The 26,278-nt window shown below is 72.0% G+C and carries 15 protein-coding genes; 6 read left to right on the top strand and 9 right to left on the bottom strand.

Annotated elements, in window-relative coordinates:
- The first annotated feature begins 127 nt into the window (after window positions 1-127).
- Both ACFQ7Q_RS17835 and ACFQ7Q_RS17840 read left to right on the top strand, forming a co-directional pair.
- The gene (locus ACFQ7Q_RS17835; RefSeq protein WP_329113513.1) at window positions 128-664 is read left to right on the top strand and encodes a WcaF family extracellular polysaccharide biosynthesis acetyltransferase; all 537 of its coding nucleotides are present in this window, start codon (window positions 128-130) and stop codon (window positions 662-664) included.
- Window positions 665-669: 5 nt separating this feature from the next.
- A complete protein-coding gene (locus tag ACFQ7Q_RS17840; protein ID WP_383555842.1) occupies window positions 670-1,803 on the top strand; it encodes a glycosyltransferase in 1,134 nt (377 codons plus the stop codon).
- On the opposite strand, the gene ACFQ7Q_RS17845 is transcribed toward ACFQ7Q_RS17840, so the two are convergent.
- From ACFQ7Q_RS17845 to gmd, 3 genes are all read right to left on the bottom strand, one after another.
- Complete coding sequence (locus ACFQ7Q_RS17845) at window positions 1,782-2,462, bottom strand: hypothetical protein (RefSeq protein WP_383555775.1); 681 nt, start codon at window positions 2,460-2,462, stop codon at window positions 1,782-1,784. The genes ACFQ7Q_RS17840 and ACFQ7Q_RS17845 overlap by 22 nt on opposite strands.
- An 80-nt stretch (window positions 2,463-2,542) precedes the next feature.
- Window positions 2,543-5,263 (bottom strand): LamG-like jellyroll fold domain-containing protein, encoded by a 2,721-nt coding sequence (locus ACFQ7Q_RS17850; protein ID WP_383555777.1) that lies wholly within the window; start codon window positions 5,261-5,263, stop codon window positions 2,543-2,545.
- 198 nt (window positions 5,264-5,461) lie between these two features.
- Window positions 5,462-6,475 (bottom strand): GDP-mannose 4,6-dehydratase, encoded by a 1,014-nt coding sequence (gene gmd / locus ACFQ7Q_RS17855; protein WP_383555780.1) that lies wholly within the window; start codon window positions 6,473-6,475, stop codon window positions 5,462-5,464.
- Between the two features lie 125 nt (window positions 6,476-6,600).
- Between gmd and ACFQ7Q_RS17860 the strand changes: the two genes are divergently transcribed.
- The gene (locus ACFQ7Q_RS17860; protein ID WP_383555782.1) at window positions 6,601-7,566 is read left to right on the top strand and encodes a GDP-L-fucose synthase family protein; all 966 of its coding nucleotides are present in this window, start codon (window positions 6,601-6,603) and stop codon (window positions 7,564-7,566) included.
- 18 nt (window positions 7,567-7,584) lie between these two features.
- Here ACFQ7Q_RS17860 and ACFQ7Q_RS17865 read toward each other — a convergent pair whose 3' ends face one another.
- Window positions 7,585-9,060 (bottom strand): sugar transferase, encoded by a 1,476-nt coding sequence (locus ACFQ7Q_RS17865; protein ID WP_383555785.1) that lies wholly within the window; start codon window positions 9,058-9,060, stop codon window positions 7,585-7,587.
- Between the two features lie 613 nt (window positions 9,061-9,673).
- On the opposite strand from ACFQ7Q_RS17865, the gene ACFQ7Q_RS17870 reads away from it, so the two are divergent.
- Window positions 9,674-11,203 (top strand): glycoside hydrolase family 71 protein, encoded by a 1,530-nt coding sequence (locus tag ACFQ7Q_RS17870; RefSeq protein WP_383555788.1) that lies wholly within the window; start codon window positions 9,674-9,676, stop codon window positions 11,201-11,203.
- A gap of 54 nt (window positions 11,204-11,257) precedes the next feature.
- A complete protein-coding gene (locus ACFQ7Q_RS17875) occupies window positions 11,258-11,728 on the top strand; it encodes a hypothetical protein (RefSeq protein WP_383555791.1) in 471 nt (156 codons plus the stop codon).
- A 3-nt stretch (window positions 11,729-11,731) separates the two neighbouring features.
- On the opposite strand, the gene ACFQ7Q_RS17880 is transcribed toward ACFQ7Q_RS17875, so the two are convergent.
- Window positions 11,732-12,154, bottom strand: a complete 423-nt coding sequence (locus ACFQ7Q_RS17880; RefSeq protein ID WP_352189376.1) for a DUF350 domain-containing protein — start codon at window positions 12,152-12,154, stop codon at window positions 11,732-11,734.
- 189 nt (window positions 12,155-12,343) lie between these two features.
- On the opposite strand from ACFQ7Q_RS17880, the gene ACFQ7Q_RS17885 reads away from it, so the two are divergent.
- Complete coding sequence (locus tag ACFQ7Q_RS17885) at window positions 12,344-12,871, top strand: DoxX family protein (RefSeq protein WP_383555793.1); 528 nt, start codon at window positions 12,344-12,346, stop codon at window positions 12,869-12,871.
- 12 nt (window positions 12,872-12,883) lie between these two features.
- Here the strand turns inward: ACFQ7Q_RS17885 and ACFQ7Q_RS17890 are convergent, their stop codons facing one another.
- The 4 genes from ACFQ7Q_RS17890 to ACFQ7Q_RS17905 are packed head-to-tail and all read right to left on the bottom strand — an operon-like array spanning window position 12,884 to window position 26,274.
- Window positions 12,884-15,481, bottom strand: a complete 2,598-nt coding sequence (locus ACFQ7Q_RS17890) for an ATP-binding protein (RefSeq protein ID WP_383555796.1) — start codon at window positions 15,479-15,481, stop codon at window positions 12,884-12,886.
- Window positions 15,478-18,708, bottom strand: coding sequence for a hypothetical protein (locus tag ACFQ7Q_RS17895; RefSeq protein WP_383555799.1), 3,231 nt, complete (start codon window positions 18,706-18,708; stop codon window positions 15,478-15,480). Before ACFQ7Q_RS17895 ends, ACFQ7Q_RS17890 begins: the two co-directional genes overlap by 4 nt.
- Entirely contained in the window at window positions 18,705-22,328 is a 3,624-nt protein-coding gene (locus ACFQ7Q_RS17900) for an AAA domain-containing protein (protein WP_383555802.1), read from the bottom strand. The genes ACFQ7Q_RS17895 and ACFQ7Q_RS17900 overlap by 4 nt, the downstream gene beginning before the upstream one ends.
- The gene (locus ACFQ7Q_RS17905; RefSeq protein WP_383555804.1) at window positions 22,321-26,274 is read right to left on the bottom strand and encodes an AAA family ATPase; all 3,954 of its coding nucleotides are present in this window, start codon (window positions 26,272-26,274) and stop codon (window positions 22,321-22,323) included. Before ACFQ7Q_RS17905 ends, ACFQ7Q_RS17900 begins: the two co-directional genes overlap by 8 nt.
- Window positions 26,275-26,278 lie beyond the last annotated feature (4 nt).

Raw genomic sequence — 26,278 nt, forward strand, 5'->3', positions numbered from 1 at the left:
CCGGCACATCAATGCGCCACCCCGGAACGTCACTTCGCGGCAGTCTACCGACGCCCCCCTGTCACCTCCTGTCAACCGTTAGTCTGATCCTCTCGGCGCCTGGGGAGGCGCTGTTGGGGGTGGACTCATGCGGAATCTCCCGGCCTTCACGCTGGCCGGATACGACAAGGGCCGCGGCAAGCTCGTGCAGGCCCTCTGGTTCGCGGTGATGAACACGGTCTTCATGGCCTGGTTCTGCCCGGCCAGGCTGCGGGTGGCGCTGCTGCGGGCCTTCGGCGCGACCATAGGCGACGGCGTACTCATACGGCACCGGGTCAGGATCCTGTGGCCGTGGAAGCTGACCGTGGGCGACCACACCTGGATCGGCGAGGGCGCCTGGCTGCTCAACCTGGAGCCCGTCACCCTCGGCGCGCACGTCTGCGTCTCCCAGGAGGCGCTGCTCTGCACCGGCAGCCACGACCACCGGGCAGCCGACTTCCGCTACCGCAACGCCCCGATCACCGTCGAGGACGGTGCCTGGGTAGCGACCCGTGCCACCGTCCTCGCCGGGGTCACCGTCGGCCGCCACGCGGTCGTCGCCGCCGGCACGACCCTGCACAAGGACCTGCCCGAGCTCACGCTGCACACGGCCGACGGCCGCCGTCCGGTCCCGGTGCCCGCATGAGCGGCCTGCGCGTCCTGCACGCGGTCACCCTGCACAGCCCCACCCATGCCTTCGGCGGACCGGTCAGGGTGGCGGTCAACCTCTGCCACGGGCTGGCCCGACGCGGCCACCGGCCCCGTCTGGTGGCCCTCGGTGACGGCTTCGGCGAGCGGCTTCCGACCGAGGTCGACGGAGTGCCCGCACGGCTCTACCAAGCCCGCTCGATCCTCCCGCTCGGCTTCAGCGGCATCACCTCGCCCGCGCTGCTCGCCGGGGCGGGCGCGCTGGTCAGGGACGCGGACGTGGTCCACGTCCACCTCGCGCGCGACCTGGTGACCCTGCCCGTGGCGCTGGCCGCACTGAGGGCCGGCCGGCCGCTCGTGCTCCAGACGCACGGCATGGTCGATCCGAGCGAGAAGTTCCTGGCCAGGATCCTGGACGCGCTCGCGGTCCGGCGCGTGCTGCGCGGCGCATCCGCCGTCCTCCATCTCACGGGCCGCGAGCGCAAGGACCTGGACGCCGTCGTCGGCGGTCCGCTCGACCGGGCCGTACGGCTGGTCAACGGCGTACCCGCCCAGGATCCGCGCCCGGCACCGGCCGGTCCGCCCCGCATCCTGTACGCGGCCCGGCTGCAGTCCCGCAAGCGCCCCACGGACTTCGTCGCGGCCGTGCCCGAGATCCTGCGCCACCACCCCGACGCCACGTTCGTCCTCGCGGGGCCGGACGAGGGCGAGCGGGCGGCCGTGGACGCGCTCGTCGCCGAACTGGGCGTCGGTGACCGGGTGGACCGGCCGGGACCGCTGTCGGCCGAGCGGATGCTGGAGGAGCTGCGCAGCGCCCACGTCTACGTGCTGCCATCGGTCGACGAGCCGTTCCCGATGTCCGTCCTGGAGGCGCTCTCGGTCGGCACCCCGGCCGTCGTCACGGACTCCAACGGCCTCGCCCGCGACATCGAGGAGGCCGGCGCGGGACGTGTGGTCACGGACGCCGCGGGCATCGCCCCCGCCGTCACCGCGCTGCTGGACCGTCATGCGAACGACAGCGCCTCCGTGGCGGCCCGGAAGCTGGCCACGGAGGCGTTCTCGATGGAGGCCGTCCTCGACACCCTGCTCGGGGTGTACGAGTCCGTCCGGGTGGATCAGGCCGGCAGCCAGGCGTAGCAGGAAGAGGAGACGAACTCCGCCGTCCCCGCGGGGACGGCGGCTTTCACAGGACCCTTCGCGCCGAGCGCCGGACCCGAGGCCAGCACCTTCCCGTCCTTGTCCAGGGCCCGCCAGGTGCACGACGGGTCGCTGGTCAGCGCGCGGTACGTGCCGGCCTTCGGCCGCGTGGCAGTGCCGTCGGGGAACCCGGTCCTCGCCGTCGCGAGCAGCGGCTTCTGCGCCGGGCACAGATGGTTCACGGCGGCCTCGGCGTCCGGGATGTCCCCGGCGACGAGGGCGCCCACCGCCGCGTCCTTGTCGCGCTTGGCGGTGCGCTCCAGACGCTGGCAGGACTCCTGGCCGGTCTGGAGCACGGCGGCCGGATCCGTGTTCTCGGGCACCCGCCCGCTCAGATACTCCTTCTGCTCCGCGGTGAACGAGCCCGTGACGGGCTTGAGTTCGGCATCCGGAACGACCGGTCCCTTGGTCGCGGAGGGGGTGGGGCCGGTCGGCTCGGCCTCGGCCTGCCGGTCGGGCACGACCGCCGAGCGCGTGGGCGTGGCGGCCTTCGGCGCGCCGTCGGAGCCGTCACCGCCCGAGGAGCAGGCGGAGAGGGTGAGCAGAGCGGTCAGCAGGGCCGCCGCCGCGGCCGGGCGCCGGTGAAGAGGGCGACGCATGGGGAACTCCCGTGGTACGTCGGATGCGGGGCCCGGCGGACCGGGCCCCGCATCCTGGGATGGACGGTTCAGCGCACCGGCTACGGGGCGCCGAAGGTCAGCACCAGCTGCGGAGTGCCCTCCGCGGCCGACGCCTCGGACGACCAGAGCCACAGCGGGTCGGTCCCGGTGCTGGTCAGCGCGACGCTGTACGAGCCGCCGAGCGCCGCCGAGATCGCCGAGGTGTCCAGCGCCGCCGAGTAGACGGCCGAGCCGTCCGTGGCACCGCTGAGCGTCCCGATCGGACTGCCGGCGAGCGCCGGGCGGTTGGTGTACGTCAGTGCGGCCTCGGTCCAGGCACCCGTGACCGGCACGACGGACTGGGAGTCGGCCGAGCCGGCCCCCGCCGCCGTGGAGGTCTTCACCGCGAGCCGGGCGCTCTTGAGGACGGTGCCCGCCGGGGCGGCCGGCAGCGTGAACCGCAGGTACGACTCGTACGCCGCCGTTCCGCGCACGGCCAGCGAGCTGGACGTGCCGTAATTGGTGCCGGGGGCACCGGCGTTGGCGTACGTGTCCTCCGACGCGGTGACCGAGGTGACCGTGTCGGCGGGCGCGGAGGCCAGGCTGTGGTGCTTCGCGACCTGCGCCGCGGTGAGCGCCGTCGGGTAGACCGCCGCCTCGTCGAGCTGTCCGGCGAAGAAGGTGCTCGTCGGACGCAGCGGCCAGCCGGAGAGGTTGTCCGCCCCGACGTGCCAGTAGCCCGGGTACTGCTGGTTGGTGGTGACGTTGTTGGACGCCAGCAGCTTGCCGTCGACGTACAGCTTCATGCCGTCCGGCCCCTGGGTGCCGACCGCGTGGTGCCAGGCGCCGTTGTTGAAGGAGCCCAGCGACGTCAGGGTCCGGGCCGTGCCCGTGTAGACGCCGAACACCACGTTGCCGGTGTTCGTCATGTAGAGGTGCTTGTCGTAGCTACCGCTGTTCCGCGTCGTGTTGTTGCCGAAGCCGATCAGCTTGCCGCCGCGGTTCGTGGTCGTCTTGAACCACGTCTCGACGGTGAACGAGCCGGTCACGTCCTGACGCCGGTCGCTGTGGATCTGCTCGTCCGTGCCGTTGAGGGCGACCGCGGTGGACGCGCCGCTGACGGCGGCCGGGGTCTGGCGCAGGACAGGCGCGTTGACGTACAGACCGCTGTTGTTCCCGTTGGAGGAGTCGGCGGCGTACGGCGTGGCCGACTCGTCGAAGCGCCAGTAGAGCCCGGCGCCGTCGGCGATCACCTGGGAGGCGTACGGCTCCGGCGAGGTCGGGACCGTCACCGTCGACGTCGCGGACGGGGCGCTGGTGTTGCCGTCCGCGTCACCGGCCGTCACCCGGTAGGTGTAGGTCTGGCCCGGGGTCACGGCGGTGTCCTTGAACGAGACCTGGGGACGCGACCAGTGCAGCGAGTCGCCCTGGACGGTCGCGATCGGGGTCGCGGCGCCGTTGCGGTAGACCTTGTACGTCAGCGTCGAGTCGTCCAGGTCGAGGCTGGAGCGCCAGCGGACCTGCACCGCGCTCGGGGTCACCGCGGCGGCGCTCACCGTCGGCACGGTCGGCGCGCCGGTGTCGGGGCCGGAGGCGAAGCGGGTGAGACCCTGCGCCGGAGCACCGTTGGTGGTGGTGAACTCTCCACCCACCCACAGGTACTTGGTGGCACCGGTGCCGGAGATGGTGAAGGCGCGCGGCCCGATGCCCTCGCCGAGACCGTCGTTGGTGTCCGGGAACCAGCCGAGCTTGCCGGTCGACGTCGTCGGCTGGGCGAGCAGGTGGTAGCGGCGCCCGTCCGGGAACTCGCCGACGCTGGAGCAGTCGTGGGCGTGCGACGCGCTGTACAGCACACCCTGGTAGGAGCGGACCGCCTGGGTGGCGCCGAGGCAGGTGTCGCGCCAGCGCTGCTCGAAGTCGGAGAGGTTCAGGGCGATACGGCCGTCGAAGACGCCACCGCCCGTGCCCTCGTTGCCGGTGTAGAAGCCCGTCGCGTCCGTCTCGATGTCCTTGACGACGGAGTTCTGCGGGATCCAGCCGTTGGGGTACGCCTTCGTCACGGCGCCGGTCGTGGAGTTCACCACGGCGAGCGCGTGCGAGTTGGCCCCGTTGACGGTGAAGAAGTCACCGCCGAGCAGCACGCGCTGCCCGTCCGGGGTGACCTCGATGGCCCGGCCCGGCTCGTCCGCGTTGGCGGTGAACGGCAGCAGCGCGCCGGCGGTGGTGACGGCGGCGAACCGCTGCCGGGTCTGCCCCTCCACGGTGCCGAAGTCGCCGGCCGCGTAGACGGTGGTGTCGGTGACCGCGAGCGCCCGCACGGTGGCGGGGAAGCTCGGGGTGAAGGCCGCCTTCGGCGTGCAGGTGGCGATGTCGATCGCCGCGACGCTGGAGACCGGGGTGCCGTTGACAGCACCGAAGTAACCACCCGCGTACAGCGTCTTCTTGTCCGGCGAGACCACGAGGGCCCGCACGGTCGCCGTGCCGCTGCCGACGGTGAATGAGAGAGTGCAGTCGGTGGGCGCGCCCGTCGCCGCGTCCAGCGCCGCGAAGTTGACGGCCTCCTTCGGAGTGCCGGTGCCGCCTTCGGGCGGGCGCACCTCGGAGAAGGTGCCGCCCACGAAGACGGTGTCGTTCGCCTCGGCGAGTGCCCAGACGATGCCGTTGGTCTGCCAGGTCGGCAGATCGTCCGCGGTGAAGGCCACCGGCGGCGTCAGGGCCGCGGCCGTCGGGGCCAGGGAGCCTCCGGCTCCGGCCGCGACGGTCAGGACGAGGGCAGCGGTAAGCCCCCAGGATCTACGCATGTTCCCCCCAGGCGTGATAGCCCAGTAAATGTGGCGAGAAGTGGTGCAACTGCCATGTGATGAATGCGAACTGTACGGCGAAATGACAAGCAGAGAAGCCTATTTGGCCAATCCTCTACCTTGCGTATGTCCACGCATCGTGGGAAACGGCCGCCCCGGCTGTCGCCCCGGAGCGGCCGTAACGAAGAAAGACGCAGGTCAGCGGTCGATGCGGACCGTCGCGCCGGCCAACTGGTCCTCGACGAGGCGGACATCGGCATCGACCATGATGCGAGCCAACTCCTCCACCTGTACCGCGGGCTTCCAGCCAAGCAGGTCCTGCGCCTTGCTCGCGTCACCGATCAGTGCGTCGACCTCGCTCGGGCGCTCGTACTTGGGGTCGTAGCGGACGTGCTCCGCCCAGTCGAGCCCCACGTGGGAGAACGCCGTCTCCACGAACTGCCGTACGGTCGCCGGGACTCCGGTCGCCACCACGTAGTCGGTCGGCTCGTCGCGCTGGAGCATCCGCCACATCGCGTCGACGTACTCGGGGGCGTACCCCCAGTCGCGTACGGCATCGAGGTTGCCCAGGTACAGCCGGTCCTGCAGTCCCGCCTTGATGCGGGCCACGGCCCGCGTCACCTTGCGGGTCACGAAGGTCTCGCCCCGGCGCGGCGACTCGTGGTTGAACAGGATCCCGTTCACCGCGAACATGTCGTACGCCTCACGGTAGTTCACCGTGGTCCAGTAGGCGAAGACCTTGGCGGCGCCGTAGGGGCTGCGCGGGTGGAAGGGCGTCTGCTCGTTCTGCGGCGGCGGAGTGGCGCCGAACATCTCGGAGGAGGACGCCTGGTAGATCCGGGTGTCGACCCCGCTGGCCCGGATCGCTTCCAGGAGCCGCAGGGCGCCCAGGCCCGTCACGTCGCCCGTGTACAGCGGTGCGTCGAACGAGACCCGCACATGGGACTGCGCGCCGAGGTTGTAGACCTCGTCGGGGCGGATGTCGCGGAGCAGGTTCACCAGCGCCACACCGTCCGAGAGGTCGGCGTGGTGCAGCACGAACGAGCGGTTCGCCTGCTGGGGATCCTGGTACACGTGGTCGATGCGCTCGGTGTTGAAGCTGGACGAGCGACGGACGAGGCCGTGCACGGTGTAGCCCTTGGACAGCAGCAGTTCGGCCAGGTACGAGCCGTCCTGCCCGGTGACTCCGGTGATGAGTGCGGTCTTGCTCATGCGTGGTGCCCCTCCCGAACGGACCGGCCCCCAGCCGGTCCGTAACTTGCGGATATTATGTGATCCGAGCCTTAAATCCGGATCTGCTGTACTGCGGTCCCCGTCGGCCTGGCATGATCCGGGCCATGACTGAATCGACGACCGCCCCGACGGAAGCCCCGTCGTATCTGCCCGAGCGAGCCCGGATATTCGTCGCGGGCCACCGCGGCCTCGTCGGCTCCGCGATCGCCCGCAGGCTGACCGCGGACGGGCACGAAGTGATCACCCGGACCCGCGCCGAGCTCGATCTGCGCGACGCCGCCCGGACCGCGGCGTTCCTCGCCGAGACCCGCCCCGACGCCGTCGTGCTCGCCGCCGCGAAGGTGGGCGGCATCATGGCGAACAGCACCTACCCCGTGCAGTTCCTGGAGGAGAACCTCCAGATCCAGCTCGCGGTCGTCGCCGGTGCGCACGCCGCCGGGGTCGAGCGCCTGCTCTTCCTCGGCTCGTCCTGCATCTACCCGAGGCTCGCGCCCCAGCCGATCCCCGAGGACGCGCTCCTCACCGGCCCGCTCGAACCCACCAACGAGGCCTACGCGCTGGCCAAGATCGCCGGCATCGTGCAGGTCCAGTCGTACCGGAAGCAGTACGGAGCGGCCTACGTCTCCGCGATGCCCACGAACCTCTACGGGCCCGGGGACAACTTCGACCTGGAGACCTCGCACGTCCTGCCGGCGCTGATCCGCCGCTTCCACGAGGCCCGCGAGGAGGGCCGTGAGGAGATCGTGCTCTGGGGCTCCGGGAACCCGCGCCGGGAGTTCCTGCACGTCGACGACCTCGCCGCCGCCTGCGCCGTACTGCTGCGCGGCTACGACGGCGACGAGCCGGTCAACATCGGCTGCGGCGAGGACCTCACCATCCGCGAACTGGCCGAGACCGTCGCCGAGGTGACGGGGTACCAGGGCCGGATCGCGTGGGACACGAGCAAGCCCGACGGCACACCCCGCAAGCTCCTCGACGTGTCCCGGCTGACCGGACTCGGCTGGAAGCCGGCCGTCGCGCTGCCCGACGGCATCGCCTCCACCTATGCCTGGTGGCGGGAACAGAACTGACGTCATGCGGCCGGCCCGTCAGTACGCTCCGCGACCGTCGACGACGGCGCGGAACGTACGGGCCATGACATCGACATCGCTGGTGAACGACCAGTTGTCCACATAGTGGAGATCGAGCTCCACCGTCTCGTCCCACGACAGGTCCGAACGACCGCTGATCTGCCACAGCCCGGTCATCCCGGGACGCACGGCGAGCCGCCGCAGCTCCACGTCCCCGTACCGCGCCACCTCGTCCGGCAGCGGCGGTCGTGGCCCGACCAGGGACATCGAACCGAGCAACACGTTGATCAACTGCGGCAGTTCGTCCAGCGAGGTGCGACGCAGCAGTCTCCCCACCCGGGTCACCCGGGGGTCGCGGCGCATCTTGAACATCAGCCCGTCGTGCTCGTTGGCCTGCGACAGCTCCGCCTTGCGGGCGTCGGCGTCGAGGAACATCGTGCGGAACTTCCACATCACGAACGGGGTCCGCCCCTGGCCGACCCGCACCTGCTTGTAGAACACCGGCCCTGTCGAGGTGAGCTTCACCGCGGCGCCGATCCCGAGGAGGAGCGGCGACAGCGCGAGCAGCCCGAGGGCCGCTCCGGCGCGGTCCATGACCGACTTCAGTACCTGCTGCACACCGCTGCGCACCGGCGGTGCGACCCGCAGCAGCGCCATACCGGCCGCCGACGTGGTCTCCAGCCGCTTCACGGCGAACTCCACCAGGCCGGGAGCCAGGGCGAGTTCGGTACCGGCGTCGTGCAGCCCCCAGGAGAGCCGCCGCAGCCGCTCGCCCGCCATCAGAGGGCCGGCCGCGACGAGGACGACATCGGCCTCCAGCTCGCGGGCGGCGGCCAGGACATGGGTGGTGTCCCCGTCGGCGGCCTCCGGCATCGGCACGCCGAGCCGGGTCGCCACGGGAGCGCCGGTGCGGACCTGGCCGTCCCCGATCGCGACGACGCCGACCACCACGTACGGATGCTCGGTGCGTCCGGCGAGGTGCTCCGCGACATCACCTGCGGCCGCGGGTTCACCGAGGACGAGCACCCGGGTGACCACCTGCGCCTCGCGGCGGGCCGCGACGAGGTGATGCCAGGTCAGCTTCGAGCAGGTCAGGGTGAGTACGGGCGCCGGGATCAGTGCCGCGAGGCAGAGCAGTGCCGGGTGGTGCAGATCGGCGGCGGCGCGCAGCACGGCGAGTACCCCGAGGAGGATCAGCCAGTCGTGCAGCACGGGCAGGCTGCCCCGCGACTCGCCGAGTTCCCGCCGCGCGTACCGCCTTCGGAGCGCACGGACACCGACCCAGCACAGGGCGGCGACGAGGGCGCCGACATAGGCGTACGGCTGACGCTCTACACTCATGATCAGCGCCGTGGGCAGCCCCACGCCGAGGATGTCGACCGTCAGCGCGAGGGCCGGGTACCAGCGCGCCTTGGCGCGTGGGTGCGGCGGTGTCGCCACGGAACCGGCCGCGGTCCCTGCAGAGTTGGTCTCAGTTGTTCGGGCATGCCACATGTACCCCCCAGGCACGTTTCGACGTGCGTCAGCCCGTTCGTCGACCCCCTGATCGATGAACATGTGTCGCAACGCCCGGAACAGTACGACAAAGACCCGCACGTCCGCTGCTGTTCACACGAACGACCTCAGAAGGTGACGGCTCATTCATCTCGTGACATCGAGGCCGGTGTGGGCACGGCCGAACGCATGATACGTCCGTGCGAAGGGAGTTGACGCACGTGAGGCCATGGGGCGAACGGGTGAGGACGTGCCGGAGGTCGCGGAAGACACACGAGGCAACGGTGGGGGAGGAGGCACCGGTTGTGTCCGAAACCACACCGACGGGAAGCCCCCATGAGGGCGTGAGAATGCGTCCCGTGCCGGTCGGCGGTCCGTCGATCACCCCGCTCGAACACGAGCAATTCGGCGCGCCGTTGCCCGCGATGCGGAACGAGCAGATGGCGTCCTGCGCCGCCGGTCACTCCACCGACCGCGTCGGAAGCGGTACGCGACGGCCCGCCGCGGCCCGTCCGGCGCGCACCCGACGGTGGTTGTTCCACCGCCCGCGATCGGTTGTACTACAGCCAGTCCGCGGGCCCCGCGGCAGCTCCGACCGACCCTAAGGACGCCCATGGCGGACAAGCCCCCAGCCCGGACCCATCGGGCACCGGGCCGCCGCCGGCTGCTTCCCGGACTCGCCCTGGGCGTGCTGCTCCTCGGTGCCTGGGCCGGCATCGGAACGGCCGGCGCGCTCCGCGACGACGCCCCCGCCGAGCCGGCCTCGGCGCCCCCGGCGGCGTACAGCACCGCCCTCCCCTTCGACCTGCCCCCACCCCGCGAACTGCGCCGCTCGGGCAAGCTCGTCTTCGCGCACTACTTCACGCCGTACCCGCTCTCCCTGGACAACAAGCCCGCGGACCGCGACTACTACAGCCGCAACTACCTGACCCCGCACGGCGAGAAGGGCAAGCACCGGGCGTACGGAGGGCTGCTGCGCGACCGGCCGCTGCCCGCCGCGCCCGAGGCAGGGAACTGGGAACTGGCCCATCTGCGCCAGGAGATCCGTACCGCACGCGACGCCGGGCTCGACGGCTTCACCCTCGACCTGCTCTCCGAGAGCGGACGCAACCGGGACCGCGCCGAACTGCTGCTGCGGGCCGCCCGCGAGGAGGACCCCGGCTTCCGGATCCAGCTCATGCCCGACATGACATCGCTGAGCACCACCCCCGCCTCCCTCGCCGACATGCTCGCCCGACTGGCCCGTCACCCCTCGGCCCATCGCCTGCCCGACGGCCGGCTCGTCGTCTCCCCCTTCAAGGCCGAGGAGAAGGACCCCGGCTGGTGGCGGTCGATGATGCGTGAGCTGGAGACCCGGCACGGCATCCGCACCGCGCTCGTCCCCCTCTTCCTGGACTTCACCCCGGAGCGCGAGCGGTACGCGGCCATCAGCCACGGCTTCTCCGAGTGGGGCGCGCGCAGCGCCAACCGGCAGGACGGAGAGGGCGCCGCCGCGGCCCGCGCCCACCGGCTCGGCAAGATCTGGATGCAGCCCGTCTCCGTGCAGGACGCCCGCCCCAACCAGGGCGTGTACGACGAGGCCGGCAACACCGAGACGCTGCGGGCGAGTTGGGGATCCGCCATCGACTCCGGAGCCGACTGGGTCCAGCTCACCACCTGGAACGACTACTCCGAGGGCACCCACTTCGCGCCCTCGCTGCACAACGGCTACGCCTACCTGGACCTCACGTCCTACTACCTGACCCGCTTCAAGACCGGCGCCTGGCCGAGGATCGTCCGCGACACCCTCTATCTGACCTCACGCGTCCAGTTCGTCGACGCCGCCCCGCCCAGCGCACGCCAGCCCCGGCTGATAGAGCCCCGCAAGGGCACGGCGACGCCCAGGGACACCGTGGAGGTCCTCTCCTTCCTCACGGCACCCGCCCAGGTGCGCACGACGACCGGCACCACCGAGGGCACGTACCAGGCGTCCTCGGGAGTCCATGCCCGCCTCCTGCCCCTCCGCTCCGGCCACAGCTCCGCGACCGCCGTGCGCGCCGGAAAGACCACGACGACCGTCACGACCCGCTACCCGGTGCGCCGCCCGATCGACAAGCAGGACCTGCAGTATTACGCGGTGACGAGCGGCCGCAGCCAGCGCTGACGCCTGGACGGTCGCACCTCGGCCGTTGTCGGTGGCGGGTCCTAACGTAGGGGCATGACGACGAACCGGGGGACGTTCGAGGCGGCCACGGGGGACGGGCCGCCCCTGGCGGAAGGAGAACGGGAGCAGCGGTCGCGGGAGGTGCGGGCGGCCTTCGACGGGCTGCTGCAGATCAGGCGGATGACCAACCGGCAGGGCGGCGACCCGCTGGGCGCGCCCGCGGAGTGGGAGCTGAGACAACCGATCCGGGCCGTGGCCCTCGCCCTGGAAGCGGCGAGGACGGCGGCTTCGGCGGTGGACGACGCGGGTGCGCGGGTGACGACCGGCTATCGGGTCACCGCCGGCGAACGGCCCGGCACCGCGGTCGTCGAGTGGGTGGGTCCGCCCGGCGGCGGGGCCGCACAGGAGGAGGAGGCCGCGCTCACCGCCTGCGTGCCCGTCCTGCGGCGACTCGGCTGGGAGGCGCTGTTGTACCGGGGGCCACGCCGCAGGCGGTTCCTGGAGGTCGAGCCGATGGAGCGGTGAGGATCAGGCGATGGACGCGGACACGATCGCGGAGACGGCGATGTTGCAGGAGGCCGTCACCCAGACCGCCGGGTGCGGCTGAGGGTCGACGAGGGTGGCGCCCAGCTTCCCCGGCGTGACCAGGTCCACGACCAGGAAGGCCACGGCCATCATCACGAGGCCCAGCAGACCGAACGCGGCGGTGGAGGCGAGGCCCTTGCCGAAGTCGTCGTACGTCGTCCAGATCGAGGTGAAGACGATTCCGCCTATGCCGAGCAGGGCGGAGCTGAGCAGCGTCGCGGCATTGCGGTTCCGCTCCTCCCAGATCTGCCGGCCGAGCTTCCCCGGCGTCAGCAGGTCCACCAGGACGATGCCGAGGATCAGCAGCACCACGCCGAGTGCGCCGTAGGCGGTGGCCCGGCCGAGGCCGTTGACGATGTCGCTCATGGGTTGCCGGCTCCGAGAAGGAAGGGATCGTGAATGATCGCGGTCAAGGACCGGCAAAATGTAGCGCATGCGCCCAGGGCCCCGGCCGGGCGGGACGTCACCCGAGTGGAGCATCAACGCTGGGGGCATGGCGCGCGCGGAGGCGACAGTGGAAGGTGACCGACCTTCGGCCTGCCCCGGGAGACCCTGATGACCACCCTGAACCGACGCGACCTCGGGCTTCTCGTACTCCGGCTGGGCACCGGCGCCGTCCTCGCCGCGCACGGCACCCAGAAGCTCTTCGGCTGGTTCGGCGGCGGCGGCATCGAGGGCACCGCGGGAGCCATGGAGGCCATGGGCTTCTCGCCGCCCCGCGAGAGCGCGATCGCCGCGGGTCTCGGCGAGGCCGGCGGCGGCGCGCTGCTGGCCCTGGGCCTGGCCACTCCGGCGGCCGGCGCCGCCGCGGCCGGAGCCATGGCGGGCGCGGTCGCCGTCCATCTCCCCGCGGGCTTCTTCGCCCAGTCCGGCGGCTTCGAGTACCCGGCCTTCCTCGGCTTCACCGCGGCCGCCATCGGCGTCACCGGCGCCGGCCGCTACTCCCTCGACCACGCCACCGGTCACGTCCTCGACCGGCCCTGGGTCGTCGCCACCGCCTTCCTCGCCAGCGCCCTCGCCGCGGCGGCCGTGGTCGGCCGCCGCGCCCAGGCCCAGGATGACGAGTCCGAACCGGACGAGTAGCCCGCGCAGGGGTCACGAGGGCAGCGGCGGGGTGCCCTCCAGTTCCGGAAGGACGAGCCGCAGCGCGGCGCCCGTCAGCGCCGGATGCGAGGAACTGAAGACCTGCGCCTCGGCCTCCACCGCCGAATCCGGCAGGGCCCGCAGGAACTTCCGTACGCGGTGCAGACCCCATCCGCGATCCGGGCCACGGGTGGTCCACTCGGGCTGGAACACCCTCCAGCCCCGCGCCTCCTGCGGCAGCCCCGGACCGTTGTCCTGCACCTCCACGATCACCTCGGGACTCTCCTGCGAGACGGAGACCTGCACCAGGCCGGCGCCGAGGCCCGTCAACGCCTCCGCGGCGTTGTCCAGCACCTCGTACAGCACCGCACGCAGCACGGGCTCGGGCACGTCCACCCACAAGGACGCGGGACACCGGAGATCGACGCGTACCTCCCGGTACTGCTCCTTGCACCGGGCCGTCAGATCCGACAGGACCGCCCCCAGATCGGCCACCCGCGGTTCCGCCCGCGCGACCAGATCGTCGAGGGAGTGCTCCAGCAGCTCGCCACGCGCGAGATCCGCGAGCGTCGCCAACTCCTCGGCCCGGGCACCCCGCTGCTCCGTCTCCCCATAGCGGGCGTACGACGGCACCGGGGCGAAGCGGTTGCGATGCCAGGCAGTCCAGCCGACGGGCGTCGCGACGACGTCGGAGGTGACCGACGCCGCGTCGTCCGCCCCGCCCTCCGGGCCGCCGGCGCGCTCGATCTCCTTCAGCAGGACCGTCAGCTCCTGCTCGGCCGAGGGTCGCAGCGCCCGCACGGCGCCGGAGAGCGGCACACGCAGCGACGAGTCCCCCTCAGGGGTCTGCGGCCCCGTGGGCACCCGATCGCCACCGTGCTCCGCCCGGACGAGCAGACCACGGGCCACCAGCGTGTCGATCGCCGCCAGGACCCGAGCCCTGGCGCCGGTCCAGTCCGAACAGATCTCGGCCCAGTCACCGAGGTCTCCCAGGGAGACCCGTCCGTCCTCGGGATCACAGACCGAGAGGGCCGCCCACCACGCGGCCTGGGCCACCGGTTCACCGCAGCGGGCCAGCAGTTCGGCCCGCAGCGCGCGGACGAGCGCCTTGTCCTTCCGCCAGCCGCCCGTCTCCGCCGGCCAGAGGTCACCGCCGACGGAGCGGTCGTCCACGTTCTGGGCGTAACGGAGCATCACCCACAGGAGCCCGGGATCCATGCCGGTGCAGCGCTCCATCGCCCGCACCGCGGTGGTTCCTCCTCGCAAGGACATGTGGGTGATCCACCGCAGGGCCCGCCAGGCCGCTTCCGGTGCCCTTCCGAGGATCCGCTCGAGCACCGCCGGGCTGTCGCCGATGAGGGCCTCCACGGGCCACTGCCGCGCCAGGATGCCCAGGGTACGAGCCGCCCTGTCGGCAGGCAGCACGGCCAGACCGAGCAGATCCCGCAGGCTCAGCACGGCGGTTGCCGTACGGTCGGTGTACTCGGTGCTCACCAGGCCGGGGCCGACCGCGACATGCGCGTCGTGCGCCGCGAGTTCCGCCGGCACCGCGGTCGTTCCCAGATCGGCGACGAAGAGGTCCACCCGGCCCGTCGGATGCAGACCCGACAGCGGCTCGTCGCTGAACAGCCCGTCGAAGAAGGTGAAGTAGCCGCCGTCGATGCGGTGGGCGACAGCCCCTTCACCCGGCCCGCCGAGGAACCGTCCGAGCGCGTCGGCGAAGCCCTCCGCCGCCTCCGGTGACGTCTCCCGCCCCAACCGACCGAAGGCGGCGAGCAGTTGTTCGGCGGCCTCATCGGCGGCCTTCCACGCCATGAACTCCGGTGGCCTGCGCATCGCCGGGTTCAGCTGGTACTCCAGGAGCGTGTCGGGCATCCAGGCCCTGTCCCACACCGGGAGCGGCGCCAGTGCCTCCGGCACGGGAACGCCGAGGGGCTCCCGGTTCAGCAGCGCCTGGGCGGTGACCAGCTCGCCGGCCCGGAGCAGCGCCCGTACCCGGACCACGGCGAAGTCGCCGTCCCCGGCCCTAACGGCCTGTCCCGTCTCCGCGGCGGCCGCCCGCTCCTGTTCCGTGAGGAGCAGTTCCAGCTCCTGGGCGAGGGCCTCCACCCGATCACCCAGCTCCCGCTCCCGTTCGGACAGCACCTCATCCGCGGCGGCGCCGCGTGCCCGGGAGGTCTCGACCAGCGCCGCGACGTCCGGCTCCTCGAAGGCGACGCCCGCCGCCTTCGCCCGCCTGGCCAACTCCAGGACGCGCTGCCGCACCGACTCCGCACGGGCCTCCCGTGCGTCGTCCAGCCTGCGCGCCAGCAGCTCGGCCTGGTGCCCGTCCAGTACCGCCCCGCCGTGGAGCAGACGCTCGGCCGCGTCGTGCTCCGCGCGGTCGAGCAGCGCGTCGAAGGTCGCGCTCGGCGGCATGCCCCCCACGTGCGCGAGAACGGCTTCGGCGAGCAGGTCGGCGGCGAGCTCGGCCGCGGCACCATCGGGCACCGGACTGTCGTGCGGGTCCGCTTCCGCGGGGTGGCCGTGCTCCGCCAGGGCGGTCAGGACGCCCGGGAACCGGACACGGCCCGGCCATGTCTCCAACAGCGCGCGTGGAACCCCGGTCATCTGTCGTCCTTTCCGATCACCGGCAGTGAGGCGAGAGCGCCCAGGAGGGCCTTCGCCGGGTAGCGGGCGGGCTCGCCCAGTCCCTCCGCCTCCTCGAGGAGCGTGTGCCATGTGCTGTCGAGGAGGCGCGCGAAGGCTCGCTGCTCAGGAGCGAGCGTGGGGAGCATCGCCGCCCCGGATGCCGTCGTCTCCCGCTCGGACTCGGCCGCCGCCTGCAGCGCCGCGAGACGCCGCGCCGTGGCCATCACGTCGGCGACCCGTCGCGCGTACGCCAAGTGCTTGCTCCACTCGACCTTTCGCACGCCCAACTCCGTGGCCAACTGGTCCATGTGGTGCCGTGCCTCCAGGGCGTCGGCGGGCAGCTCGGCGGCGGTCTCCGCCCTGAACTCGGCCGTGGCCCCGCCGTCGGCCATGGCCAGCACGCGGACGAACAGTCCCTCGGGCGGCCGGAACATCGCGCGGTGCATGCGCTGCCCGTCCTGGAACTTGAAGTGCTGTTCCGCCCGTTCGAAGTCCCTCACCTCGGTGACGACGCGCGTCCAGCCGTCCCGGACGTCCGCGTCCCGCTTCTGCTGTTCGGCCCAGGCGTTGATGTCCTGGAGCGGCACGGGGGCCTTGGTCACGTGGAAGCAGCTCGCGGCCTCCCGCGCCAGGTGGAGCCAGCCGGGCGGTACGTCGGCGGCCGCCATGCTGCCGGGCGCCGTCAGCGCCTCGCAGACCTCGTGGCCGATGTCGCCGCCGTGCAGCAGCATCTCGGCGACCGCGCCCACCAGGGCGACGGTGCGGTGCTCGCGCGGGGCGTCGACCAGCTCCATCGCGCTGAAGAACAACTGGTCGCCGAGCGGACCGTGTTCGAGCGGTACCGCCACGGCCGCGAGCGGCGGCGGCAGGGACTCCGCGTCACCGAGCATCGGGGCCAGCAGATAGGCCTCCATGAACGCGTGACGCTGCCATGCGTCGTGCAGGAGCCAGCGTCCCCAGCGCCGTCGCTGCCCTTCGTCGCCCGTCGAGCCGAAGAGCAGCGCGGCGGAGTCGCCGCGCAGCCGGTCCGGCGACGCGCCGTCCGCGAAGCGGTCGTCGAGCACCGTCCAGTCGTCGGCGTCGACGCGTACCGAGGAGAGGGCGGGCAGCGGCGGCAGATAGTCGTGCCGCGCGTCGGCGTCCCCGCCGTCCGCGGTGGTACCGAACCACTCGGGGATGCCCAGCTCCCCGGCGAAGTCCGTGGTGAACGCGGTGCTCATGATGTGCAGACCGAGCTCGGTGGGCGCGGGCCCCTGCGCGGGGTTCACGGACCGGTTCCCGAGCGGACGGTAGCTGCCGATGACGGTCTCGTGATCGGACAGCACCGCGCGCGCCCGGGCCCTGGTGCTCCGCAGCGTCCGCTCCGCACCGAGACGCCGGTGCAGTTGGGCATAGGTCTGGGCGATCCGGCGACCGTCCTTGAGCGGGGGGTGCTGAAGATGGATCACCACGCCCCGGTCCCGGAGCCGCATCAGGCGTCCGCCGAGGGCGTCCGAGCAGGCCTCGCTCTCGGCGGAGTCGTCCGTGACCGCGAGCCGTTCGGTGGCGCTGTCGACGGCGTGGTGGACGAGGTCGACGTACATGCCGTCCCACACGGCTCTCACCACCGGATCCCCCCGGTACACCCCCTCCACCGCGTCCACGAGCTCGTGCAGCACGCGGCCCCAGTGGGCCGACCAGCGCGTACGGCTGCCGACCTCGTCCTCGCGCCAGGTGTCCGCCAGCTCCGGCAGGGAGACGTCGCGCCACACGGAGCCGGTGTCCGCCGAGAACTCCGTACCCCGCCGCCTGCCGAAGTCCGCCGGAAGCAGGGCGATGCTCTGCCCCGTCTCCCAGTACGGGTACGTCCGCCGGGCCCAGCTCAGCAGGTCCGTCACACAGCCCGGCGGCTCGTCCGTGCCCTCGGCCGGCTTCACGAGGACACCGGCCCCGGTGTCCTCCGAGAGCGGGCTGCGGGACCCGACGTACGCGTACAGGTCGTCGCAGACGACCGCGGCCGCCGAGCTGCTGCTGCTGCGCTGTTCGAGCAACACGTTCTCGGCGAAGCGGTTCTGGAGGTCGAACAGGGCGGTGGCGACTTTGCCCTCCAGCTTGGCGGCCGGGGTGCCGCCCCACAGGAACACGAGCGTGACGCCACGCTTCGCGGCGAGCTCCAGCGAGGGCAGGAGCGGGTGCAGGGCGTCGTAGGTGATGCGCGGCAGCGCGAGGACGAGCTGGTGGGTCGCGCGCTCGATCAGGTCCTGCACCACCCATTCCACGCCCGCACCCGGGGCCACCCGCTCCACCGAGCAGCGCCCGCGGCGTGCCTCCGCCAGCTGCTCCATGACCCGGGTCGCCTTCGCACGCAGTTCCTGGTGCCGGTCCGGCAGCTCGCCGGAGTCGATGGTCTCCAGGCCCTCGGCCAGCCGGTCCAGACCGACCAGGAGCGAGCGCAGACTGTCGGGCGGAACCACCTCCAGGGTCTCTCGGGCCTGGAGCTGCTGGACGAACCTGCTGTCGGGCCGGTTGCGCACCAGCTCGCTCACCCTGGACTGGAAGAGCTGCAGGGCGCGTCTGCCCCAGCCCGGCGGCAGCTGGACGGGCGTGGCGGTCACCAGATCGGTGGCGGGGTCCCGGTTGACCACCACCTCCACCGTGTTCCAGTGGACGGCCTCGGGCGGGCTCAGCATCGGGTTGGCGAAGGACACGTTCAGCACACGCTGGCGCACCCCGTGCTGCCTGCGGTCCGCGCGGACGGCCTCCCGGACCGCGCGCAGGAGTTCGGTCTGCGGGATGTCGGTCTCCGAGATGCCGCGCGCGAGCGGCATCGCGATCGCTCCGTGCGGGACCCGGTCCATGCCCTTGCGGTGCAGCAGCACGGCGGCCGTCACCGGGTCGAACAGGAACTTGCGCGCCTGCACCTTGGACGAGACGGGCCGCTCTCCCTCGGGCTCGCCGAGGATCGTCTGGGCCGCCTGCGTGTTCTCCAGCGTGTTCGTGGTGAAGTCGACGGCCAGGAACCCCCGGCTCCACAGTCCGTGCACCACGTCCAGCATCAGCCGGTTCGGCAGCGAGAAGAGCTCGCCCAACTCCCGTACGGTGGTGCGTCCCGCGGCCACGGCCCTGAGCACCAGCTCCTCCAGCGTGGAGGCCCCTTCCTCCGCACCGAGCTCCATCCGCAAGGTGATGACACGGCAGGGGATCGCGACGAGCGCGGTCTCGGTCATCGGAGGTCTCCCGTTCCCGTCGCCGCGTCGACGACGATCTGTCCCGTCGAGGCGTCGACGATCCTGCCGACCTCACGGAAGGTCCTGATCACCGACTGCCAGGCGCTTCCGCCATGGCGCTCGAAATGAGGCAGGTTCCCGACCACCACGAGAAGCTGCTGCGCCCGGGAGAGCATCACGTTGATCACATCGGTCTGGGCGGTGTGGCCCACGTTCTGCCGCGTCTCCGTACCCCGTTCCGAGCTGCGGACCAGGGAGACGATCACCGTCTTCGCCTGCCCACCCTGGAAGGAGTGGACGGTGTGCACCCGCCCGTTCAGGAACCCGCGCTTCAGTTCGTCCACCTGCTTGCGGTACGGGGTCAGCACGGCCAGCTTCTTCGGGTCGGTCCGGGTGTCGAGTCCCAGCACACGCGCCAGGTCCTCCACCAGCTCCACCTCCCCCGGGTTCCACCAGTACCCCCGGTCCTCGCAGCTCGTGTGCTGGGAGGTGTCCAGCCAGATCAGCGGCGCGCCCTTCACATAGTCCGGCTTGGTGGCGGTGTGGAACTCGTCGATCTGCGGATCGGGCTTGAGGAACGTGCCGCCGCCGCTGTCGGGATAGAAGGCCCGGGCGAAGGGCTGGGAGATGGTGGGGTGCATACGGAACTGGGTGACGAGGGTGTCCATGGGGCTCTTGGCCTCGGCGCGGATCGCCGAGTCCCGGCCCTCGAAGAACCTGCCGAACATCTGCACGAACCTCAGATAGCTCTCACGTGCCGCGTGATGGAGCTTGATCCGCTCGTCCTGATGCGACCCCAGGCTGTCCAGGAACGTCTTGACGTCCTGGGCGCGGTGCGGCCCGAGCTGCAGGTGGTCGCCCACCAGGGTCCAGCGCACGCCCAGGACCAGCGGCATGATGATCTCCGTCGGCCAGGCCTTGGCCGCCTCCTCGATGATCACCCAGTCGAACACGTCCGACGGATCGCGCACCTCGTCGGTGAGCGTGCCCGCGATCGAGCAGGTCGCCAGCACGACATCGGCGCTGGCCCGGATGCGCTCGGTCAACTCGACCATGTTCGCCTCGGCGACATCGGACCACCGCAGCATCAGCTTCTCCTCCGAAGCGTTGCGGGCTCCGATGTGGCCGTCCGCGACCCGCTTGCGGATCCGCTTGACCAGATCCCCGGCGATCGCCTCCGCGGTGAAGGGGCGCAACTCCTCCGGCAGCTCGGCGGCGTCCTTCGTCCGCGACTGCTCGCGGAGCATCAGCACCTGCTGGCTGTCGATCGCCGGTCTGAGCAGCTCCAGGCACTTCCCCGCCAGCTGGTTCAACGCGTCGTTCGACTGTGCGCTCACCAGCACGCGCGCGCCGTGCTCCGTCCTGAGGAAGTCGCGCAACGCATGGGAGACCACGGTGCTCTTGCCCGTGCCGGGAGGCCCCTGGAGGGCGTAGAACGGATGCAGCCGCAGCATGTCGGCGATGATCTGGGCCGACTTGCCCCGCAGAGGCTTCTCACCGGCCGGCGCCGGAATGTCCAGCGTGATGTCCCGCCGGCCGTGCAGCTCGATCGACTGGGGCGTGTGCAGGACGCGTGCCAGGCCGCTCTTCTGGCGCAGCGAGGCGAGTCCCCGTGCCTCCCGGCGGAGTTGGACCTCCGTGCCGAAGTCGTCGTTGGGCCGGAGCCATCCCTTGCTCGGCAGCTCCTTCCCGGGTGCGGCGTCGACGACGATGGCCTCCGAGTCCAGGCGCTCTCTCAGCCGGAACGCGACGGAGCCGCTGCCGAAGTACGGACTGTGCCGGTCGTGCACCACGGCGACCATGGGCTTGCCGGACTCGGCGAGAAGACCCCGGGCGAAGTCGCCGAGCGCCGGCCTGTGTCTGGGATCGGAGCAGTAGGCGGTGAGCAGCTCGTCATCGTGCAGCCACTTGAGTTCCCTGCCCCTGTCGTGGGTCAGTACGTGACGGCCGTCTTCCGTCTCGGTGAGCGTGTAGGGGTACTGGCGGGCTCGGAGCGCCACGGTCTGGTAGTCCAGCATGAAGGAGACGGCGCGCAGCATCTCCTGGACGTCGGCGCCCTGCGCGCCCTGCTCCGTGTTCTGGACCGCGTCGGTGAGATCCTCCCAGGAAGGGCGGCCCTCCTGCTCGTCCTCCAGTGGCTGCCCCAGCCGGAACGGCACCAGGTCCACCTTGCCGATGCGTCGTTTCGGCCTGATCGACAGGATGTCGGACGCGAAGCGTCTGTCCACGAGGTACTTGATGACCAGGGTGTCGGTGCGGGTCACCGTGCGACGGCCCATCGCGTCGTACTCGTAGAGGAACGCGCAGAACCACACGGCCTGTTGCCCGATCAGCGCCCACTGGGCCTCGCGGAGCGAGCGGGCGTCGCCGTCGACGAATCCGACCGCGCCGCCGTGGCAGTGGACGAGCTCGGCCTCGCGCAACTCCTCCTCGAGGAAGGCCTGGAGCTCCTTGGATCCTTGAGGGGTGTCGGGGCTGTGGTCGGTCCAGCCGCGGCTCGTGTGGATCGTCACCACCGACTGATCGGGCATGAAGGCCAGCAGCCGCGGCTTGGCGCCGGTCGGTGCCGGGTCCAGGGCCAGGCAGATGCCGGACCAGTTGCGCTGCAGGTTGGCCGAGGCCTCGAAGGACGAACTGCGGCCGGTGGGCGAGGGGTCGAGCATCTCGAGCAGCGCCTGGCGGAGCGGCCGGGGGAGCTTGAGGGAGAGATTGAGTTCACGGCGCATCGCCCCGTGCAACCGGGCCAGCGCCGCGGGCAGTTCGTCGCCCTCGGCACGGTCGACGGCGGCGCACTCGTCGGGCAACCGGTCCGTCAGGGGGCCGACGAAGAGCTCCCAGCCGAGCACACCGAGTCCGAAGACGTCGGTGCTGCCGTGATCCAGGTGACGCAGCCGGACGTCGCAGAAGACCGACGGGTGGTTCTCCGGTGCGAGATAGGCCAGATGGTGCGCCTTGGTGACACCGGGCGGCGGAACGAGGAACAGCGCCTTCACGGCCTCGTCGTACGTCGCCTTGCTGCTCGGTCCGTGGACCGACTGCAGCAGGTTGTTCAGCAGCGCGCTCAGTTCGAACCGTGCCAGGGCGAGGGTCGTCCGGGCCGGGTTGTTCGGCACGGGGTTGACCCGGACGGCGGCCAACGTCAGGTTCCGGTGCACGATCCGCGTTCCGTGCAGCTGGCTCAACGCGTCCACCAGCAGGCTGAACTGCTCGAAGGCCACCACCGGGTAGGCCGTCGCCCACAGGTCCACCACGGTCCGCCAGTCCTTGGCGAGCGGCTGCCCCTCCTGGCGCGTCATGATGAACGCGACACGGAAGGTCCGGTCGAAACGGCCCTCCACGATCTCCGGCAGCGCCGGATGACCGAGCATCTTCAGCCGTAACAGATTGCGCACCTCGTGGTCCCAGAGGTCGCCCCCCGCCTGGTCGACTTTGAGGAAGAGCGCCACCTCGCGCACGTCCGTGGCGTGGTCCAGGTTCCGCACGACGAAATGGATCAATCGCCCGCGGATCAGCTCCTGGTAGCCGCCCACCAGCCGGTACCGGCCGTGCCGGGCCTGTTTCCCCGTGAACAGAGCGTCCAGCAGGTCCTCGATGTCCTCCGGCGCCAGCTCGTCATCCATGCGTCTCCTCCGTTCCTCCGCCGTCACCCTCACGCACGGCGGGATTGAGCCTGAGCACCACGAGGCCGTCGTCGGTGGCGACCGCGAGCGGCCCCGACGGAAGGGGTGCGAGCCGCGTGCACGGCGACCCCAGCGGTATCCGGCGCACCGGCCGCCAGCCGGACGACGGTTCCTCGCGCCACACCACGACCACCCCTTCCCGTCCGGCGGTCGCCCGCAGCCGGGCCGGGCGGTTGGGAGCTGCCGGTGCGCCGAGTGCGACGCAGCCGACGGTGCGGCTGTGCAGGTCGTAGGCCCCTTCGGGCAGCGGCGCCTCCTCGGGCGCGGCTTCGCCGGCAGGAGCCGGCACGTTCAACTCGGCACCGTCCGACGCGCGCAGGACCCGTACCGTCGTCCGTCCGGCGCGCCGCTCCGTCACCACCAGCGTCTCCGTGCCGTCCGCCGACACATGCGGTCGCAGGTCGCGGATCGACGGCCCGCGGCCCGTCGGCGCGTCACCGGCGCGGGCCGCCGCCGAGGGGTCCCAGAAGTGCACCGTGGAATCCCGCTGCGCCGCCGTCACCAGGACGCTGCCGCCCTGAGGCCCGCGCAGGGCACCGATCGCCGTGATGGCCCTGCTTCCCGTCGAGGTCTCGAGGAACGCGGGACGGCCGGGCGCGGCCTTCGGACGGACGACCCGTACGCTGCCCTGCCTGTCGCCGACCACCGGCACCGCACCGTGCTCGGCCGTCGGAAGGGCCGCCAGGACGGGATCGGCGCTGTGCACACCGGGCGGCGGCCCGTCGGGATCGGCCACGATCGCCGGACTGTCGTCACCGGTGCTCACACGCCACTGCGCGAGGCGGCCGTCGTCCGTGACCGTGATCAGCCGGTCCGCACCGGTGGGGCCCGAGACACACACGAGCCCGGCCAACGCCGTTCGCGCGCTCGTGCGGTGGACCGGTGCGGGGACCGCGCCGCCCACCTTCCACAGCCCGAGGAGTCCGGACCGGTAGGCCACCACGACGAGCGGTGCGTCCTGCGGGCCCGGGAGGGTCACGAGACCCACCACATCGCCGGCGGAGATCGCCTCGCCGGGCTGCGACAGTGTCCCGTCCGGGCCGAGGAGTGCGAGATAGCCCGCCTCGCCCGCGACGACGAAGCGTCGGGTGCCGTCGGGGACGGCCGCCATCACCCGCACCACCTCGACGGTCGATGTGGTGCGCGGCTCCGGACGTTCGGCGGCGATGCCGGTGCCGAGGTCGGCGTCCGTGTCCCAGAGCTGAAGCGTGCGGTCGTCATGGGCGACGGCCAGCAGGCCCGGCCCGCGTGCGCAGCCCGTCCCGTCGCCGTCCCCGCCCTCGCCGCCGGTATCGGCGTTGCCCGCGGGGGGCGCGGTCGAGCCGAGGGCGGCGAGCGCGGTCACCGGGCTCTCGCACCCGCTCAGCAGCAGCGTGGGGTGGTGCTCCCGCCACGGCTCCCACGCCATGACGGACCCGTCGAGGGAGCCGGTCACCAGCCACGCGGAATCGGGGCGGGTGACGAGCGTGGTCACCACCGTGTCGGCGCCGCCCAGTCGCAGATGCAGGGGCACACGGCGCACCCGTCCCCAGGCGACCTCCCAGGCGGCACCGGGTCCCGCGTCATGCGTCCGGCCGGCCGCGCGGAGCCCACCGAGCTGGCGCAGCCCCGGTCGGTCGTCCGGCTCGGACTCCTTGATCAGGTGCGCCGACGCGACGGTGCCCAGGACTTCGATGGGCAGATCGGTGGGCGCGGTACCCGTTCCGGGCCCGGGGGTGAGCGCCAGAGCGCTCAGCGAGGCCGGCGGCAGCCGGTCGACGACGGCGGGTCGCTCGGCGAGCGCCGACCAGCCGGGCGCTCCGCAGTCGGCCGCGTACTCGGCGAGCCGGGTGGCCAGATGCGGGCTGAGCGGCTGACCGGCCCCGGCCTGCGCGGCCGCGAGATCCAGTAGCGCCAGGAGCATCTCGTACCTGCGGTCGGGCGTGCCGTCCCCGAGCAGTTGCTCGGTATGGGTGCGGTGCGCCAGCCGGAACACGCTGCGCCGGTCCTCTCCGTCGACGAGGACATAGGCCGCGGCCCGGTTCAGGAACAGCCCCACCTGATCGTCGTCGAAAGGAGCGTCGGCTCCGGCGATGCCCGCGGCGGCGCGCGCCCAGATGCCGTCCGCGAGGGGCAGTCCGCGGCCGTGCGCGTAGGCGAGCGCCCGCAGCAGCGGCTCGGCCGTGGGAAGTCCCGTCGTGATCCGCTGGACGGCGGCCCCGAAGATCCCGCTCTGGTCGCGCTCCAGCATCTGGGCGAGCGCGGTCCGGCCGTCAGGTCCGGGGGAGAGCACGGTGGGCCGCTGCCCGATCTCCTGGACCACCAGGGCGGCCTGGAGGAACTGCCAGGAACCGGTGCGCACATGGGCTTCCACGGCGTCCGCCACGGTGCCTGCCACGACCTCGTGCCACGCGTCGTCACCCGCGGGATGTTCGCGCAGGATCTCGCGTACGTTGCGTTCGGCGTAGTCGCGGGCGGCCGACGGGTCCGGGGCGAGGGTCAGCACACGGGTGTGTCCGGTCGCCCACCCGAGGGCCTCGAGCAGGTCGACGTGGCCACCGCCGTCGGCCGGTCGGCCCCCGCCCGCGACGCCGGCGAGCGGCGAGGGCCGGGTGCCGACGAGCAGCCGCACCCCCGTGGTCGCGAGGTCCCGTAACAGGGCCGCGATCGGGACGGGATCCCTGGCCTCGTCGAGAGCGTCGGCGACGAGCAGCGCCGGCGCTCCCGTGGCCGGACCGTGGGACAGCTCGGTCAGGCGGCGGCGTACGGCGTCGAGCACGTCACCGCCTCCGGGGTCCGCGTCGAGCGTGTCGGCCAGCCGGCGGACGACGTCCTCGGGGGTGCTGCCGGTCAGGGGCAGCACCGCCACGATCCTCGGGGCGGGCCCGATGTCCTGTTCCTCCCCGCGACGGTGGGACCACCGCCGCAGCGTCTCGCCGAGCAACGCCGACTTGCCGGCGCCGGGCGCGCCCGTGACGGCCAGTACGGAGGCCGCGGCGGGATCGGCGCACCACGAGGCGACGGTCCGCAGGTCCGCTTCCCGGCCGGTGAAGTCGTGGACCACTTCGAGGAACCCCACCTTGTCCGGAGCCGGCATGAGCGGCGGTGCGTCGGGTGCCTCGTCGAAGCGGTTCTGCTGCCGGCGCAGGTCGGCCACCGTGGTCGCGCCGGCCAGCGGAACCCTGTCGCGCAGGACGAGTCGGAGCTCGGCGCTCGTCTCCCCGCCGACGAGTTCGGCGTGGACACGGTGGCGCATGAAGTGGCCCTGCAGGTCGCGGAGGGTGAAGACCTCGTCGAGCGAGGTCTTCGTGTCCAGGTACCGCTCCAGAACCTTGCGGAACGTGCCGAGATAGCCCTGCGCCTCCGGCTTTCCGGTGGCGATCAGCAGCAAGGAGCGCGTCCGCGGCTGCTTGGAGCCGTTGAACATGCGGGCCACGTCATGTGCGAAGTTCTCCGAGTTGCACGCCTCCACCATCACCAGCGCCCAGTGGCTCTCGTCCTGCTCACGCCTGCGCTGCTCGGCGTGGACGTAGTGCGCGACCATCTCCGGAGTCACCCGGGCGTCGCCGCGCTCCTTGGAGCCCGGTACGAGCAGCACGGCACCCAGGGTCGCCGCGCGGCCGTGGCCGAACCACAGCAGCGCGGACGGTCGGGACTCGTCGTCGCCACGACGCTCCCCGGCCCAGTGCGCGAGCGCCTCGTCGGCGTCGGTCAGGGACTCCACCGCGCGGCCGGCGAAGACGGGGGCGACGGTCTCCCCGCCCATCCGTCGCAGCACGGCAGCCGTCCGCTCGGCCTCGCCGACCGTGTCCTCGTCCGGGAGGCCGGCCACCGGCCCCACCGGAATCAGATGGACGTCGAACGAGTCCGCGACATCGGCCTCCATGTCGTCGAATTCCGAGGCCATGGCG

Source organism: Streptomyces sp. NPDC056527, assembly GCF_042794475.1.
GTDB lineage: Bacteria > Actinomycetota > Actinomycetes > Streptomycetales > Streptomycetaceae > Streptomyces.